Below are 13,372 nucleotides of genomic sequence, written 5' to 3'. Positions count from 1 at the left end.
GGAGGAAAAGGCCATGAGCGATCGACCGATCGATCAGGAGGTCGTCGAAACCGAAAACGAGAAGCGGCAGAAGGAGCTTGCGAGCGACTTCGCCGCGCTCGGCGAGAGCCTCGACAGGCGCGGCGTCGCCATCGACGCGGTCGTGGAAAAAGTCCGCGGCTTCACCGTCGCCGTCCCCTCCTGGGGCGTCGGCACGGGGGGCACGCGCTTTGCCCGCTTTCCCGGCCCCGGCGAGCCGCGCGGCATCATGGAAAAGCTCGACGACTGCGCGGTGATCCAACAGCTCGGCCGGGCGACGCCAGCGGTCTCGCTGCACATTCCCTGGGATCGCGCCGATCCGTCCGCCCTGAAGGAGAAGGCGGCAAGCCTCGGCCTGTCCTTCGACGCGATGAATTCCAATACCTTCCAGGATCATCCCGACGATCCGAAGCAGCCGCTCTCCTACAAATTCGGCTCGCTCAGCCATGCCGATCCGGCGGTGCGCGCCCAGGCTGTCGAGCACAATCTCGACGTCGTCGAATTCGGCCAGGCGATCGGCTCCAGGGCGATCACCGTTTGGATCGGCGACGGCTCGAACTTTCCCGGCCAGGCGGATCTGTCCCGCAGCTTCGAGCGCTATCTGGAATCGGCAAAGGCGATCTATGCCGGCCTTCCCGAGGACTGGCGGCTGTTTTCCGAACACAAGATGTACGAGCCGGCCTTCTATTCGACCGTCGTACAGGACTGGGGCACCAACCTCCTGATCGCCCAGGAACTGGGGCCACAAGCCTTCTGCCTCGTCGATCTCGGCCACCATGCGCCGAACGTCAACATCGAGCAGATCGTCTCGCGGTTGATCTTTGCGCAGAAACTCGGCGGCTTTCACTTCAACGACGCGAAATATGGCGACGACGACCTCGATGCCGGCTCGGTCGATCCGTTCCGGCTGTTCCTGGTCTTCAACGAGCTGGTCGAGGCCGGCGAGGCCCTGGAGCGGCTCCACCCGGCGCACATGATCGACCAGTCCCACAACGTCACCGATCCGATCGAGAGCCTGATCCGCTCGGCGGACGAGATCCGCCGAGCCTACGCCCAGGCGCTGCTCGTCGATCGCAAGGCGTTGCGCGGCCATCAGGACGCCAACGACGCGATGATGGCGTCGGAGTGCCTCAAGCGGGCCTTCCGCACCGACGTCACGCCGATCCTCGCCGAGGCGCGGCGCCGCGACGGCGGCGCGATCGACCCGATCGCCGCCTACCGGGCGAGCGGCTATCGCGCCAAGGTTGCGGCCGAGCGGCCCGCCAGCAAGGGATCAGGCGGCGGCATCGTCTGATCGGACAAAGTCATAAGAACAAGCCAAGACGCCAGCGCGTCGGCTCGTTGAACACACGTCAGGATTTGGAGACATCGAAGCATGAGCGATCTTTACCGGACGGCACTCGCCGAACTCGGCACGGTCATGGACGGGATCGACGACGCGGCGGTCGACGAAGCCTGCCGGATGATCGCAAGCGCACGACGCATCGGCACCTATGCCGGCGGCCGCGAGGGCCTGCAGATCAAGGGCTTCGCCATGCGGCTCTTCCATCTCGGAGCCCATGTCGGCGTCGTCGGCGACATGACGATGCCGGCGCTCGGGAACGGCGATCTCTTCGTCGTCTCCGTCGGCCCGGGCGAGATCTCCACCGCCCTCGCTTTGATGGGCGTCGCCAAGAAGGACGGCGCGAAGATCCTCTTCATCACCGCCCAGCCAGGCGGCCGCGGCGCCCAGCTTGCCGACTTCGTCCTGACGGTTCCGGCCCAGACGATGGCCAACGACCAGGGCGGCGCGGCCACCTCCGTTCTCCCCATGGGCTCGCTCTACGAGGGGGCGCTGTTCGTCCTCTTCGAGGTGATGGTGCTGAAACTGCGGGACCTCATGGCCGTCTCGCCGGAGACGATGCGGAGCAATCACACCAACATGGAGTGACCGACCGCCGGCGGCGGGACGGACGCCAAGCGAGATTTCGAGCTCACGCGGATTGTGCGGCCCGATCGGGCGGTGCGCGCCACCGGCGGGACCGCAGATGCGCATCGACTGACCGGAAAGCGCCGCATGTCCTCGACCTCCGTGATGAGATGGGATCCTTCCTGGCGGAAATCGCCCCATCTTGCTGCCGGCCTCGACATCTGTCATATTGAGCCAGATAGGACAGTAGTGCTGCCATAAATTGGCGCCAATAGATCGAAAACGACGGTGCTGCGCCGGCATGGCGCGGCAAGGGTCCTATCCTGACAGAGCCGAGCGTGGCAAAAGGCGCGTTCGAGAGAAAGATCCGGCAGTTCGGCTTTGCGGCAATCGCCATGCGGCAACGGACTGCGGCGGGTCCAGTTCGCGCGGCTGCAGCTTGGCCGGGCACCGACGGGGAGATGACGCGATGACGAATGCGAAGCCCATGCTGACGCCATCAGACGCCAAAGCCGTGGCCGGGGCGGCCGCGCCTCACCGGATCGGCCTGCCGAAAAGAATCGGCCTCTACGATCCGAGGAACGAGCACGACGCCTGCGGCGTCGGCTTCATCGCCCATATGAAGAACGTCAAGTCTCATGCCATCGTCGAGAAGGGCATTGAGATCGTCCAGAACCTCACCCATCGCGGCGCCGTCGGCGCCGACCCGCTGATGGGCGACGGCGCGGGCATGCTGGTGCAGATTCCCCACCGCTTCTTTTCCGAGGAAATGGCGGCGCAGGACGTGACCCTGCCGGAGCCCGGCCACTACGGCGTCGGCCACATCTTCATGCCGCAGGACGCCGGGAAGCGCGCCCATATCGAACAGGTGTTCGAGGATGTGGTGCGCGAAGAGGGCCAGACGGTGCTCGGCTGGCGCGACGTGCCGGTGTCGAACGAGAGCCTGTCGAAGGCGCCGGAGATCGTCGCCACCGAGCCGGTGCACCGGCAGATCTTCATCGGCCGTTCGGCTTCGATCGCCAGCGAGGAAGCGTTCGAGCGGCGGCTCTACATCCTGCGCAAGGTCGTTTCGAACCGCATCCAGGCGGAAACCGGAGGCGAGGACATCGGCTTCTACGTCGTCTCGCTCTCGGCCTCGACCATCGTCTACAAGGGAATGTTCCTCTCCTACCAGCTCGGCGCCTATTACAAGGACCTCGCCGATCCGCGCTTCGAATCGGCGCTCGCCCTCGTCCACCAGCGGTTCTCGACCAACACCTTCCCGTCGTGGAAGCTCGCCCATCCCTACCGCATGGTCGCCCATAACGGCGAGATCAACACGCTGCGCGGCAACGTCAACTGGATGGCGGCGCGCCAGGCATCGGTCGATTCCGAGCTCCTCGGCAACGACATCTCCAAGCTCTGGCCGATCTCCTACGAGGGCCAGTCGGATACCGCCTGCTTCGACAACGCGCTCGAATTCCTCGTCCAGGGCGGCTATTCGCTGACCCATGCGATGATGATGCTGATCCCGGAAGCCTGGTCGGGCAACAAGCAGATGGCCGCCGACACCAAGGCCTTCTACGAATATCACGCCGCCCTGATGGAGCCCTGGGACGGTCCGGCCGCGGTCGCCTTCACCGACGGCCGCCAGATCGGCGCGACCCTCGACCGCAACGGCCTGCGCCCCGCCCGCTACGTCGTCACCGACGACGATCTCGTCATCATGGCGTCGGAGGCGGGAACGCTCGCCATCGACGAGGCCAAGATCGTCAAGAAGTGGCGGCTGCAGCCGGGCCGCATGCTTCTGATCGACCTCGAAAAGGGCCGCATCGTCGACGACGAGGAGATCAAGCACGAGATCGCCGGGGCGAACCCCTATCGCGACTGGCTGAAGAACACCCAGATCATCCTGGAAGACCTGAAGCCCGTGGCGCCCCGTGCCTCGCGCTCGGACGTCTCGCTCTTGGATCGCCAGCAGGCCTTCGGCTACACCATCGAGGACACCCGCACGCTGATGTCGCCGATGGCGACCACCGGCCAGGAGGCGATCGGCTCGATGGGCACCGACACGCCGATCTCGGCGATGTCGCTGCAGTCGAAACTGCTCTACACCTATTTCAAGCAGAACTTCGCCCAGGTCACCAATCCGCCGATCGATCCGATCCGCGAGGAGCTGGTGATGAGCCTCGTCTCCTTCATCGGGCCGCGGCCGAACATCTTCGATCTGGAAGGCTCCTCCCGCAAGAAGCGGCTCGAGGTGCGCCAGCCGATCCTGACCAATGGCGATCTGGAAAAGATCCGCAACATCGGCCACACCGAGGACCGGTTCGACACCAAGACCATCGACATGACCTATCCGGCCGAACAGGGCGGAGCCGGCATGGCGGGGGCGCTCGACCGTCTGTGCGAGCGCGCCGAGGCGGCCGTCGTCGGCGGCTACAACATCATCATCCTGTCGGACCGCCAGGTGGGCGCCGACCGGCTGCCGATCCCGGCGCTGCTCGCCTGCGCGGCCGTCCACCATCACCTGATCCGCAAGGGTCTGCGCACAGCCGCCGGCCTCGTCATCGAGAGCGGCGAGCCGCGCGAGATCCATCACTTCGCCTGTCTCGCCGGCTACGGCGCCGAGGCGATCAACCCCTATCTCGCCTTCGACACGCTGCTCGAGATGCACCGGCGCGGCAACTTCCCGCCGGAGGTCGATCCGAGCGAGGTGGTGACGCGCTACATCAAGTCGATCGGCAAGGGCATCCTGAAGGTCATGTCCAAGATGGGCATCTCGACCTACCAGTCCTATTGCGGCGCTCAGATCTTCGACATCGTCGGGCTGAAGACCGAATTCGTCAACCGCTACTTCACCGGCACGGCGACCACCATCGAGGGCGTCGGCCTGGAGGAGATCGCCCGCGAAAGCGCCGAGCGTCATCTTCTCGCATTCTCCGACGATCCGGTGCTGCAGCGCTCGCTGGCCGTCGGCGGCGAATATGTCTACCGCATGCGCGGCGAGAGCCACATGTGGTCGCCCGATGCCGTGGCGACCCTGCAGCATGCGGTGCGCACCGGCTCGTTCGAGAAGTATCAGGACTACGCGAAGATGGTGAACGACGCGGCGGTCGAGACCTCGACCATCCGCGGCCTCTTCCGCATCAAGTCGGCCGAGGAGGCCGGCCGCGCGCCGGTTCCGCTCGACGAGGTCGAGCCGGCCAGGGAGATCGTCAAGCGCTTCTGCACCGGCGCCATGTCCTTCGGCTCGATCTCCCGCGAGGCCCACACGACGCTCGCAAGAGCCATGAACGCCATCGGCGGCAAGTCGAACACCGGCGAGGGCGGCGAGGAATCGGACCGCTTCCTGCCGCTGCGCGACGGCTCGGCCAATCCCGAGCGCTCGGCGATCAAGCAGATCGCCTCGGGGCGGTTCGGCGTGACGACAGAATATCTCGTCAATGCCGACATGCTGCAGATCAAGGTGGCGCAAGGGGCAAAGCCCGGCGAGGGCGGCCAGCTGCCCGGCCATAAGGTGGATGCCACGATCGCCAAGACCCGGCATTCGACGCCGGGCGTCGGCCTGATCTCGCCGCCGCCCCACCATGACATCTATTCGATCGAGGATCTCGCCCAGCTCATCTACGATCTGAAGAACGTCAACCCCGAGGCCGACATCTCGGTCAAGCTCGTCTCCGAGGTCGGCTGCGGCACGGTCGCGGCCGGCGTCGCCAAGGCGCGGGCCGACCACATCATCATCGCCGGCTATGACGGCGGCACCGGCGCCTCGCCACTGACCTCGATTAAGCATGCCGGCTCCCCCTGGGAGATGGGCCTTGCCGAAACCCAGCAGACGCTGGTACTCAACGGGCTGCGCAGCCGGGTCTGCCTGCAGGTCGACGGCGGCCTCAGGACCGGCCGGGACGTCATCGTCGGTGCACTGCTCGGCGCCGACGAGTTCGGCTTCGCCACCGCGCCGCTGATCGCCGCCGGCTGCATCATGATGAGGAAGTGCCACCTCAACACCTGCCCGGTCGGCGTGGCGACGCAGGACCCTGTCCTGCGCAAGCGCTTCAAGGGCACGCCCGAGCACGTCATCAACTACTTCTTCTACGTTGCCGAAGAGGTCCGCCAGATCATGGCGTCCCTCGGCGTCAGGCACCTCGCCGAGCTGATCGGCGAGACCCAGCTGCTCGACCGGCGTGAGATGATCGACCACTGGAAGGCGCGGGGCCTCGACTTTTCCGGCGTGTTCTTCAAGCCGGAGGGTGCGCCCGAAAGCCTGCGCTGGACCGAGCGGCAGAAGCATCCGATCGACGACGTCCTCGATCGCAGGCTGATCACAGAAGCCGAGCCGGCGCTGACCGCTCGCCAGAAGGTCGAGATCGAGACGAAGATCACCAATGTCGACCGTTCGGCCGGCGCGATGCTGTCGGGCGAACTCGCCAAGCGCTTCGGCCTGAAGGGGCTGCGCGACGACACGATCACGGTGAAGCTGACCGGGACCGCCGGCCAGAGCTTCGGCGCCTTCCTCGCTAGAGGCATCACCTTCGAGCTCACCGGCGAGGCCAACGACTATGTCGGCAAGGGCCTGTCCGGCGGCAAGCTGATCGTCAAGCCGAAGCCCGAATCGCAGATCGTACCGGAGGAATCAATCATCGTCGGCAACACGGTGCTTTACGGCGCGATCTCCGGCGAGTGCTATTTCCGCGGCGTCGCCGGCGAGCGCTTCGCCGTCCGCAACTCCGGGGCGCTTGCTGTCGTCGAAGGAGCCGGCGACCATGGCTGCGAATACATGACCGGCGGTGTCGTCGTCATTCTCGGCACCACCGGGCGGAACTTCGCCGCCGGCATGTCGGGCGGTGTCGCCTATGTCTATGACGAGCTCGGCGACTTCGCCGAACGCTGCAACATGGCGATGGTCGATCTCGAGCCGGTTCCCGAGGAGGACGACCTCCTGGAGAAGCTCCACCACCACGGCGGCGACCTGCAATACAAGGGGCGGGTCGACGTTTCATCCGACATGACCCGTCACGACGACGAGCGGCTGTTCCAGCTGATCTCCAACCATTTCCACTACACCGGCTCGGGCCGGGCAAAGGACATGCTCGATCACTGGGAGAGCTTTCGCCCGCGCTTCGTGAAGGTGATGCCGGTCGAATATCGCCGGGCGCTCTTGGAGATGGAAAAGATGCGCATGGGCGTTGCGGCGGAGTAGAGCTTCCGCCGAAATCGGCGGGCAAGGACGCAGACGCGCCCCTGTCCGCCGCGATGGACCACACGCGCGTTCCGGCACCGATCTGCTCCGGCGCAGATAAAACCGACGCGCGCTGCCGCTTTTGACTTGTCACGGGAAAGGTCCCTTTGATAAGAGACCGACGCGCTGGCGACGTCGACCCCGTCCCGGCGGGATTCTCGGCTTGCCCATTGCGAGCCATCAGACCGTTGGCGCGTCGTTCGACGAGTCAGCCGCTCCGAACTGTCTGGCCCTGAGCGATCAGTTGCCATCCAGATTTCGGAAACACCTTTGGAGAGGTGGCAGAGTGGTCGAATGCACCGCACTCGAAATGCGGCATACGTGCAAGCGTATCGAGGGTTCGAATCCCTCCCTCTCCGCCAAGATTTCTCAATCAAATCAGCTTTTTAAAAGCGAATTTTACTCGTGCCTGAAACTTTGCCGAATAGGCTGATTCATAGTGCCGAGCGACAGAGCCACACCGTCGGCACGTGTAGCGCGCAAAATCATATGGCGGGCCGCGCAACATCAAATGGCGGCAGTTTTACCCGGCACCTTGCGTTGACTCCAGGGGACTGCGAGCTCCAAGTTCAAGGTGCCTAGTTCTTCCATCGGAGTCCGTATGATCCGCGTCCCCCTTGCCGTTTCAGTCTGCCTCGTCGCACTTACCGGCCCGGCTACCGCGCAAAGCCGGCAGCAGCTGTGCGAGATTCTTTCGCAGCCGCTCGATAACGCTTTCAAGGCCGTTGGCGGCTTTGCCCGATCGCAAGAGGACCTCGGCTTCGGAAGCGTGGCCTATGACATGTCTGGCGCGGAACGAGCCGCACTGCTCGCCCTGGAGGACAAGCGACGCGCCTTGCTCCCTGCACTGCAGGCCTATGTCGATGCTCTCGGAGAGGCCAATGAGACGATCAAGCAGTGTCTACGCTGAAGCACCAAGGCCGGAGATCAGCAACTCCCCCACCCTCGCATTGCCCTTCTGACTGATCGAATAGCTCGTCGAGACCGGCTCCATCGAAAGCCCTTCAAAGAGGCTTCGAACCTCTGGCCGATCGTTGATCGACAGCAGGAATGTCCCCTTCAGACCCTTGAGCCTTTCGGCGAGCTCGGCGAACTCCTCCCGGCTGAATGCCTCCCGGCCGTAGTCCCCCTCCGAGCCGTAATAAGGCGGGTCGAGGTAGAACAGCATGCCCGGCCGGTCGTAGCGGTCGATGAAGGCCCGCCAGGGCAGCTGCTCGATGACGACGCCGGCAAGCCGCTCGTGGATTGCCTCAAGCGTCGGACCGAGCTTGGTGACATTGAACCGGCTGGCGGTCGTGGTCGAGACGCCGAAGGTGCGGCCGGCCACCTTGCCGCCGAAGGCCAGGCGCTGGAGGTAGAGGAACCGCGCCGCCCGCTCCAGGTCGGTTAGAGTGGTCGGATCGGCCCGAACGAGACGCTCGAACTCCCGGCGGCTGGCGATCTGAAACCGCAGCATCTCCATGAAGTGGGTGTAGTGCCGCTGCAGGATGCGGAAGAAGGTCGCGACGTCGCCGGACAGGTCGTTGATCACCTCGTGCCGCGGCGCCGACCGGCGCCGGAGGAAGACGCCGCCCATCCCGACAAAGGGCTCGGCATAGGCATCGTGCGGAACCGTCTCGATCCGCTCGATCAGGCGGCGCGCCAGATGGCGCTTGCCGCCAATGTAGCCGGCGGCCGGCTGCACGGGCTCGACCGTCCGGAATTCGGTTTCCATCAATCTTTCCTTGAGAGATATCGGCCACCTTCGCCGCCTGCCTTCGGGCAGCGGCGGCGGTGACGTTATCTCTGGACGCGTCATGCGGGGTTCTTCGGCCAAGTTGAGCCCCCGCAGCCGGCTTCGGCCGGCCCCCGTCGTCTACGAGCCGGCCTCCATCGCCGCGACGCGGGCCCGCAGGCTGCGCACCTCGGCCCACAGGATGGGCAGCAGCTCGTCCGGCCGGATCCACTGCCGGCTTTCGGGATCGTCCTTGTCGTCGAGGCCCCAGGCGCCGCAATCGACCCCGGCCGTGTCGAACGCCGCCTTCACGTCCTGGGCGATGAAGCCGCTATGAAGGCGCTCGCCCGGATGGGGTGTCACGATCTCGGTGACGGACCCGTCCTCTTCCTGGATTGTCTCGACCGTCTGCCCGCCCACCTTGAAGCGGAAGAGTTGCGGCTCGACGGCGTCGACGATCGCGCCGGCGGCCGCCGGATCGACGGCCCCGTCCACGAGCTTGTCGCGCTCGTCCGACGTCTGGATCGTCCCGGTCGCTGCCCAAATGGCCGAGAAGCGGGCACCCGAGGCGCCGAGGGTGTAGGCGTTGTCCGTCGCAGGCGTCGCCGCTGCGTCGCGGCGCAAATAACGGGCGTCGATCTCGGTCTGCGACATCAGCACCTTGTACCAAGCAGACCAGACGCCCGTCGTGGAATCGCCCTGCCGCCTGTAGAGGGTGGTGTTTGCCGCCCCGCTCAAAGAGATGTGCCATGCGGTCTGTGTGACGAACCGGTCCCAACGTTGGACGTGCCCCATCGTGAATGAAGGGCTGATATCCGCAGGCCCGTTGACCGCACCGTTGCCGCGATACCAGCCGTTATCGAACACCTGGTTCCAGTCGGTGACATTCGTCGAGTTGGCTTGCAGTCGTACCGGTAACTGCCCGTCCGGCACGGTGCCGGCGTTGAGGTTGCTGGCGTTGTTTGCGCCGAGCGTCGCCCGGGCCGCAGCCGCGTCGGCATCGTCGAGCAGCGACCGAGCGAAGCTCGTCAAAGTGGCGACGCCGAAGGTGCCCGCTCCGGTGAAATACGGCAGCTTGTCGGACGCGGCGGTGACGCCGGCGAGTGACTGCAGAAGGCCGTTGCCGAGGAGTTGGATCAGCGAATTGAGAGCCCCGGTCACCCGCGTCGGCTCGGAGGTGAACCGGACCTCGTAATTGCCCGAACTGAGCGCCGTTCCCGGCCAGGAGGTCGCCAGCGTGATCGAGGTGTTGGAGTTGACCGAGGCGATCCGGACCGAGAGGCCGTTCGCCGCGAAATAGTCGCCCGCTCGCACGCCGGCGGCGACCCAGGACGTGCCGGTGCCGGTGACGGTGGTCGAGCCGGCGCCGACAGATGCCGTGCCGGTGCTGTAGGGATCACCCGTTGCCATGGTCTTCTCCTTCCTTGGCCGTCGTGGCGGCCAGTTCCGCCCGGGCCTCTCTCAGTTCGTCGACGGCCGCGTCGCGCTCTGCCTGCAGCTGCCGGCATCGGTCGGCCAGATGCAGGGACATCTGCTCGGCATGGTTCATCCGCGCCTGCAGAACAGACCCGACCATGTCGAGTTGGATCGGCGGCGATTGGGTGGCACTCATGATGTCTCCGTCCGTTGGAATTTCGTGACGATGCTTTCGATCTCAGCCGGCGACCCGGCCGCCTCGATCGCCGCCTGCAGCGTCTGGCGGGCCGTCTCGACGTGGGCTCGTCTGCCTCGCTCGCTGCGCTGGCGATCGAGCACCAGCGTCGCGAGGGCATCGAGCGTGAGGCCTCGCGACGCTGCCTCGGCCACCAGCAGCGGCGCATCGTCGTCGCCGGCGAGAACCCGCCTGGCCTCCTCGGCCTTGGCGTCGCGGATCGCCTGGATGCGAGGATCCGGCAGCAGAGCCGCATAGGCCGCGTCGAGCTGGTCGCGGGCCGCCAGTCGCAGCGCGCCGAGGTCGGATGTCAGGCGGTGCTTCATGTCGCGATCACCTCCGCGCGCCAGGGCAGATGCGGCCAGTGGTCGATGGCGATCGCATAGGTCGCGGCGACGTCGGCGGTCAGCGCCAGCTCGCCGTCCTCGACCGTCAGGATGGATCGCCCGTCCGGCCCGGTAATCGTCACATCGCACGGCACCGGCAGACCGGTCAGTCGGGCCTCGTCCTGCCCATCGGCGGCGATCGTCTGACGATCTAGCGAGGCCGGCAGATAGGGGCGGTTCCTGAGTTCGCCGTCTTCGACCCACTTTGATCGGTACATCGCGTGAACGTCTGGGGTCGGCTCGCCAGCCTCGCCCAACAGCAGGTGCGGCGTTCCGCGCTCCGTCAGCTGCTCAGAGTAGCCTTTCGGGATCGGCTCATGGATCGATTGGATCAGGCGGCCCGCATCGTCGTAGATGATCAGGATCATGTCAGGTCCGATTTCGATAGATGAGGTAGTGGAAGATCTTTTCGGTCGACCCCCTCTGGATTGTACAAACCAGCTGGTTTGTTATGTCGTCTTGGAAAAGCGACGCGCCACTCGCCCCGAGAGGGGCGAGTGTGTCGGCTTTGACAGTCCACGTCCATGAAATCAGCGCCCCCGATCCGGGCGGCAGATCTATGAGAAAGGTCTTCGTCGGCCATCCGTCATCCCACTCGCCTTCTTCGACGAAAAAGCTTCCACGAAGGGCTCCCGAAAGGGCGTAGCGGTCGGATGAGAACAACAGCAAGTACTCTTGCGTAGTGTCGACGTCAAAACCCGGCGGGCTCACCTTGACGCCCTCGGCGCTGGCTGAGAACCGTTTCGACATGACTCACCTCGCCGGAACGTTCATGATGAGAAAATAGTGCGTCGGCGTATCCTGATAGCTCGGAGAGCTGCCGGCGTATTGTTCGGTCAGAGTCGCAGAACAATCGGAGGTGCTACAACCAGCACCTCCGTATTGCTGAAACTCGTCTCGGTAATAGTCGTCATTTCCGATCCGGTATCGCTTGAAGACCCTGACGAAAGGCACGAAGGGTAACGGCTCCGGGAAAACGAAGGTCGCCCAACTTCGCAACGTTGTATTCGTGCTACTTGGGTATCCTGGCAGCGATCCGTTCTGGACAATCCGCTCTGTTCCTTCGGCTGGCATAGACCCCTTGAAAATCACACTCGCGGGCGAGACAGCGCTGTCGAACAACAATGGGGCGGCAGGGTCGGTTACATCGAAGCCCGGGCGCGAGATGCGCAACCCGAACCCCCCGCCGGTCAAGGCTCCCAACTCGATACGCTTCATGACGCCAGCACCATGAAGTACATATCGTTGCCATTAAATTCCACAAATCTGCTGTAGGTATCACCGACGTTTCGGGTGCGTTTGATCCGCAAAGTTAGAGGATCCAGATAGCTGGCCTCCATTAATAATTGCGGTCTGATTCCCTGCCTGTCGTCAATTAAGTCCGGGGATGTGTAGGTTAAGAACAAGATCGTGCTGTAACCCGGCCGCAAGTTGGGACAGGGCATATCAAACAGAACATCATTTGTTCGCAGCGGGTTGTCGTCTGCAATCGGAGACGTATCGACCACGACGCCGCGCGATAGAATCAATCCGCCGAACGCCGTATCGCTGTCGAAGCTGACGCCTTCAAACGGTGTGGCCGGCCCAGCCTCATAGCCGGGTAGGCTGATCACCATGCGGTTTTGCGCGAGGTAGAGACGCCTAGTCATAGACCGAAATCGTCCCGTTGATGCCGTCGATCACCAGCTTGCCGTTGAACGACGTCAGTTGCTGAAACCGCGCCAGCGCCAGCGCCACTTCGCCATTCTGGACCGCGAAGGGCACGCTCTCGCCACCGGCGTCCGTCACGGCGAAGCGATCGGCCGCGACGATGACATCGGCCGATCCGTCACTGGCTGCCCTGAGGAAGATCCCGGCCTCCCGCCAGGCGCTGCCCGAGCCGGCGCGCACCTGCATCGCCATCGTCGCCTCGGATCCCGAGGGCTGCGATTTGACCACCGTGCGAAACCGCGAACTCGCCGACACGTCGCCGACGTTGGTCTCGACGGCCGACAGCCGGTCCGCCTGGGACGCAATGCTGCCGCCTTGGGCCGTGACGGTGGCCGACAGCGTATCGAGCGCCGAAGACGAAGCCTTGCCGGCAATCGCGCTGTTGGCCGAGGTGATCGCCGCGGCGTTGGTTGCGATATTGTCGCCCTGCTCCGTCACCGCCTGCGACAGGGCAGCCACCACCGAGCCGTCCGCCTTGCCGTCCACCTCGCCCTGCAGCGACGTCACCGCACTGTTGACCAGGGCGATGGCCTCGCCTTGTTGGTCGACCTCCTGCGACAGGGCGGCGACCACCGAGCCGCTCGCCTTGCCGTCCACCTCGCCCTGCAGCGACGTCACCGCGCTGTTGACCAGGGCGATGGCCTCGCCTTGTTGGTCGACCTCTTGCGACAGAGCGGCGACCACCGAGCCGCTCGCCTTGTCCGCCACCTCGCTCTGCAGCGATGTCAGCGCGCTGCTGACCAGGGCGATGTCCTCGCCTTGC

General features: G+C 64.9%; 11 protein-coding genes, 1 tRNA gene and 2 pseudogenes. 5 read left to right on the top strand and 9 right to left on the bottom strand.

Annotation, left to right across the window (positions count from 1 at the left end; genetic code table 11):
* Window positions 1–13 precede the first annotated feature (13 nt).
* From rhaI to GTK09_RS06560, 5 genes and pseudogenes are all read left to right on the top strand, one after another.
* The gene (gene rhaI / locus GTK09_RS06580; protein ID WP_163462123.1) at window positions 14–1,312 is read left to right on the top strand and encodes an L-rhamnose catabolism isomerase; all 1,299 of its coding nucleotides are present in this window, start codon (window positions 14–16) and stop codon (window positions 1,310–1,312) included.
* A gap of 81 nt (window positions 1,313–1,393) precedes the next feature.
* The gene (locus GTK09_RS06575) at window positions 1,394–1,948 is read left to right on the top strand and encodes an SIS domain-containing protein (protein ID WP_163462122.1); all 555 of its coding nucleotides are present in this window, start codon (window positions 1,394–1,396) and stop codon (window positions 1,946–1,948) included.
* Window positions 1,949–2,471: 523 nt separating this feature from the next.
* Window positions 2,472–7,109, top strand: a pseudogene (gene gltB / locus GTK09_RS06570) (glutamate synthase large subunit); the annotation flags it as partial.
* A gap of 311 nt (window positions 7,110–7,420) precedes the next feature.
* Window positions 7,421–7,510 (top strand) — tRNA-Ser (locus GTK09_RS06565).
* Between the two features lie 239 nt (window positions 7,511–7,749).
* Complete coding sequence (locus GTK09_RS06560) at window positions 7,750–8,058, top strand: hypothetical protein (RefSeq protein ID WP_163462119.1); 309 nt, start codon at window positions 7,750–7,752, stop codon at window positions 8,056–8,058.
* Here the strand turns inward: GTK09_RS06560 and GTK09_RS06555 are convergent.
* From GTK09_RS06555 to GTK09_RS06515, 9 genes and pseudogenes are all read right to left on the bottom strand, one after another.
* The gene (locus GTK09_RS06555; RefSeq protein WP_163462117.1) at window positions 8,050–8,862 is read right to left on the bottom strand and encodes a DNA adenine methylase; all 813 of its coding nucleotides are present in this window, start codon (window positions 8,860–8,862) and stop codon (window positions 8,050–8,052) included. The two genes, GTK09_RS06560 and GTK09_RS06555, sit on opposite strands and share 9 nt — an antisense overlap.
* 141 nt (window positions 8,863–9,003) lie before the next feature.
* The gene (locus GTK09_RS06550) at window positions 9,004–10,272 is read right to left on the bottom strand and encodes a tail fiber domain-containing protein (protein WP_163462115.1); all 1,269 of its coding nucleotides are present in this window, start codon (window positions 10,270–10,272) and stop codon (window positions 9,004–9,006) included.
* A complete protein-coding gene (locus GTK09_RS06545) occupies window positions 10,259–10,474 on the bottom strand; it encodes a hypothetical protein (protein ID WP_163462113.1) in 216 nt (71 codons plus the stop codon). The genes GTK09_RS06550 and GTK09_RS06545 overlap by 14 nt, the downstream gene beginning before the upstream one ends.
* On the bottom strand, window positions 10,471–10,839 hold the full coding sequence (locus GTK09_RS06540) for a hypothetical protein (RefSeq protein ID WP_163462111.1): 369 nt from the start codon (window positions 10,837–10,839) through the stop codon (window positions 10,471–10,473). Before GTK09_RS06540 ends, GTK09_RS06545 begins: the two co-directional genes overlap by 4 nt.
* Window positions 10,836–11,267, bottom strand: a complete 432-nt coding sequence (locus GTK09_RS06535; protein ID WP_163462109.1) for a hypothetical protein — start codon at window positions 11,265–11,267, stop codon at window positions 10,836–10,838. The genes GTK09_RS06540 and GTK09_RS06535 overlap by 4 nt, the downstream gene beginning before the upstream one ends.
* A 1-nt stretch (window position 11,268) precedes the next feature.
* Window positions 11,269–11,649, bottom strand: coding sequence for a hypothetical protein (locus GTK09_RS06530; RefSeq protein ID WP_163462108.1), 381 nt, complete (start codon window positions 11,647–11,649; stop codon window positions 11,269–11,271).
* Window positions 11,650–11,652: 3 nt separating this feature from the next.
* Window positions 11,653–12,117 (bottom strand): hypothetical protein, encoded by a 465-nt coding sequence (locus GTK09_RS06525; RefSeq protein ID WP_163462106.1) that lies wholly within the window; start codon window positions 12,115–12,117, stop codon window positions 11,653–11,655.
* Window positions 12,114–12,548 (bottom strand): hypothetical protein, encoded by a 435-nt coding sequence (locus GTK09_RS06520; RefSeq protein ID WP_163462103.1) that lies wholly within the window; start codon window positions 12,546–12,548, stop codon window positions 12,114–12,116. Before GTK09_RS06520 ends, GTK09_RS06525 begins: the two co-directional genes overlap by 4 nt.
* A pseudogene (locus GTK09_RS06515) lies at window positions 12,541–13,372 on the bottom strand (hypothetical protein); the annotation flags it as partial. The gene GTK09_RS06520 and the pseudogene GTK09_RS06515, both read right to left, overlap by 8 nt.

It is taken from the genome of Jiella pacifica (genome assembly GCF_010500815.1).
GTDB lineage: Bacteria > Pseudomonadota > Alphaproteobacteria > Rhizobiales > Rhizobiaceae > Jiella > Jiella pacifica.
This window is presented reverse-complemented; position numbering and strand designations above follow the sequence as displayed.

Coding starts and splice junctions, on each gene's coding strand:
- rhaI (WP_163462123.1), top strand. CDS start 14: ATGAGCGATCGACCGATCGATCAGGAGGTCGTCGAAACCGAAAACGAG.
- GTK09_RS06550 (WP_163462115.1), bottom strand. CDS start 10,272: ATGGCAACGGGTGATCCCTACAGCACCGGCACGGCATCTGTCGGCGCC.
- GTK09_RS06535 (WP_163462109.1), bottom strand. CDS start 11,267: ATGATCCTGATCATCTACGACGATGCGGGCCGCCTGATCCAATCGATC.
- GTK09_RS06540 (WP_163462111.1), bottom strand. CDS start 10,839: ATGAAGCACCGCCTGACATCCGACCTCGGCGCGCTGCGACTGGCGGCC.
- GTK09_RS06560 (WP_163462119.1), top strand. CDS start 7,750: ATGATCCGCGTCCCCCTTGCCGTTTCAGTCTGCCTCGTCGCACTTACC.
- GTK09_RS06545 (WP_163462113.1), bottom strand. CDS start 10,474: ATGAGTGCCACCCAATCGCCGCCGATCCAACTCGACATGGTCGGGTCT.
- GTK09_RS06525 (WP_163462106.1), bottom strand. CDS start 12,117: ATGAAGCGTATCGAGTTGGGAGCCTTGACCGGCGGGGGGTTCGGGTTG.
- GTK09_RS06530 (WP_163462108.1), bottom strand. CDS start 11,649: ATGTCGAAACGGTTCTCAGCCAGCGCCGAGGGCGTCAAGGTGAGCCCG.
- GTK09_RS06555 (WP_163462117.1), bottom strand. CDS start 8,862: ATGGAAACCGAATTCCGGACGGTCGAGCCCGTGCAGCCGGCCGCCGGC.
- GTK09_RS06520 (WP_163462103.1), bottom strand. CDS start 12,548: ATGACTAGGCGTCTCTACCTCGCGCAAAACCGCATGGTGATCAGCCTA.
- GTK09_RS06575 (WP_163462122.1), top strand. CDS start 1,394: ATGAGCGATCTTTACCGGACGGCACTCGCCGAACTCGGCACGGTCATG.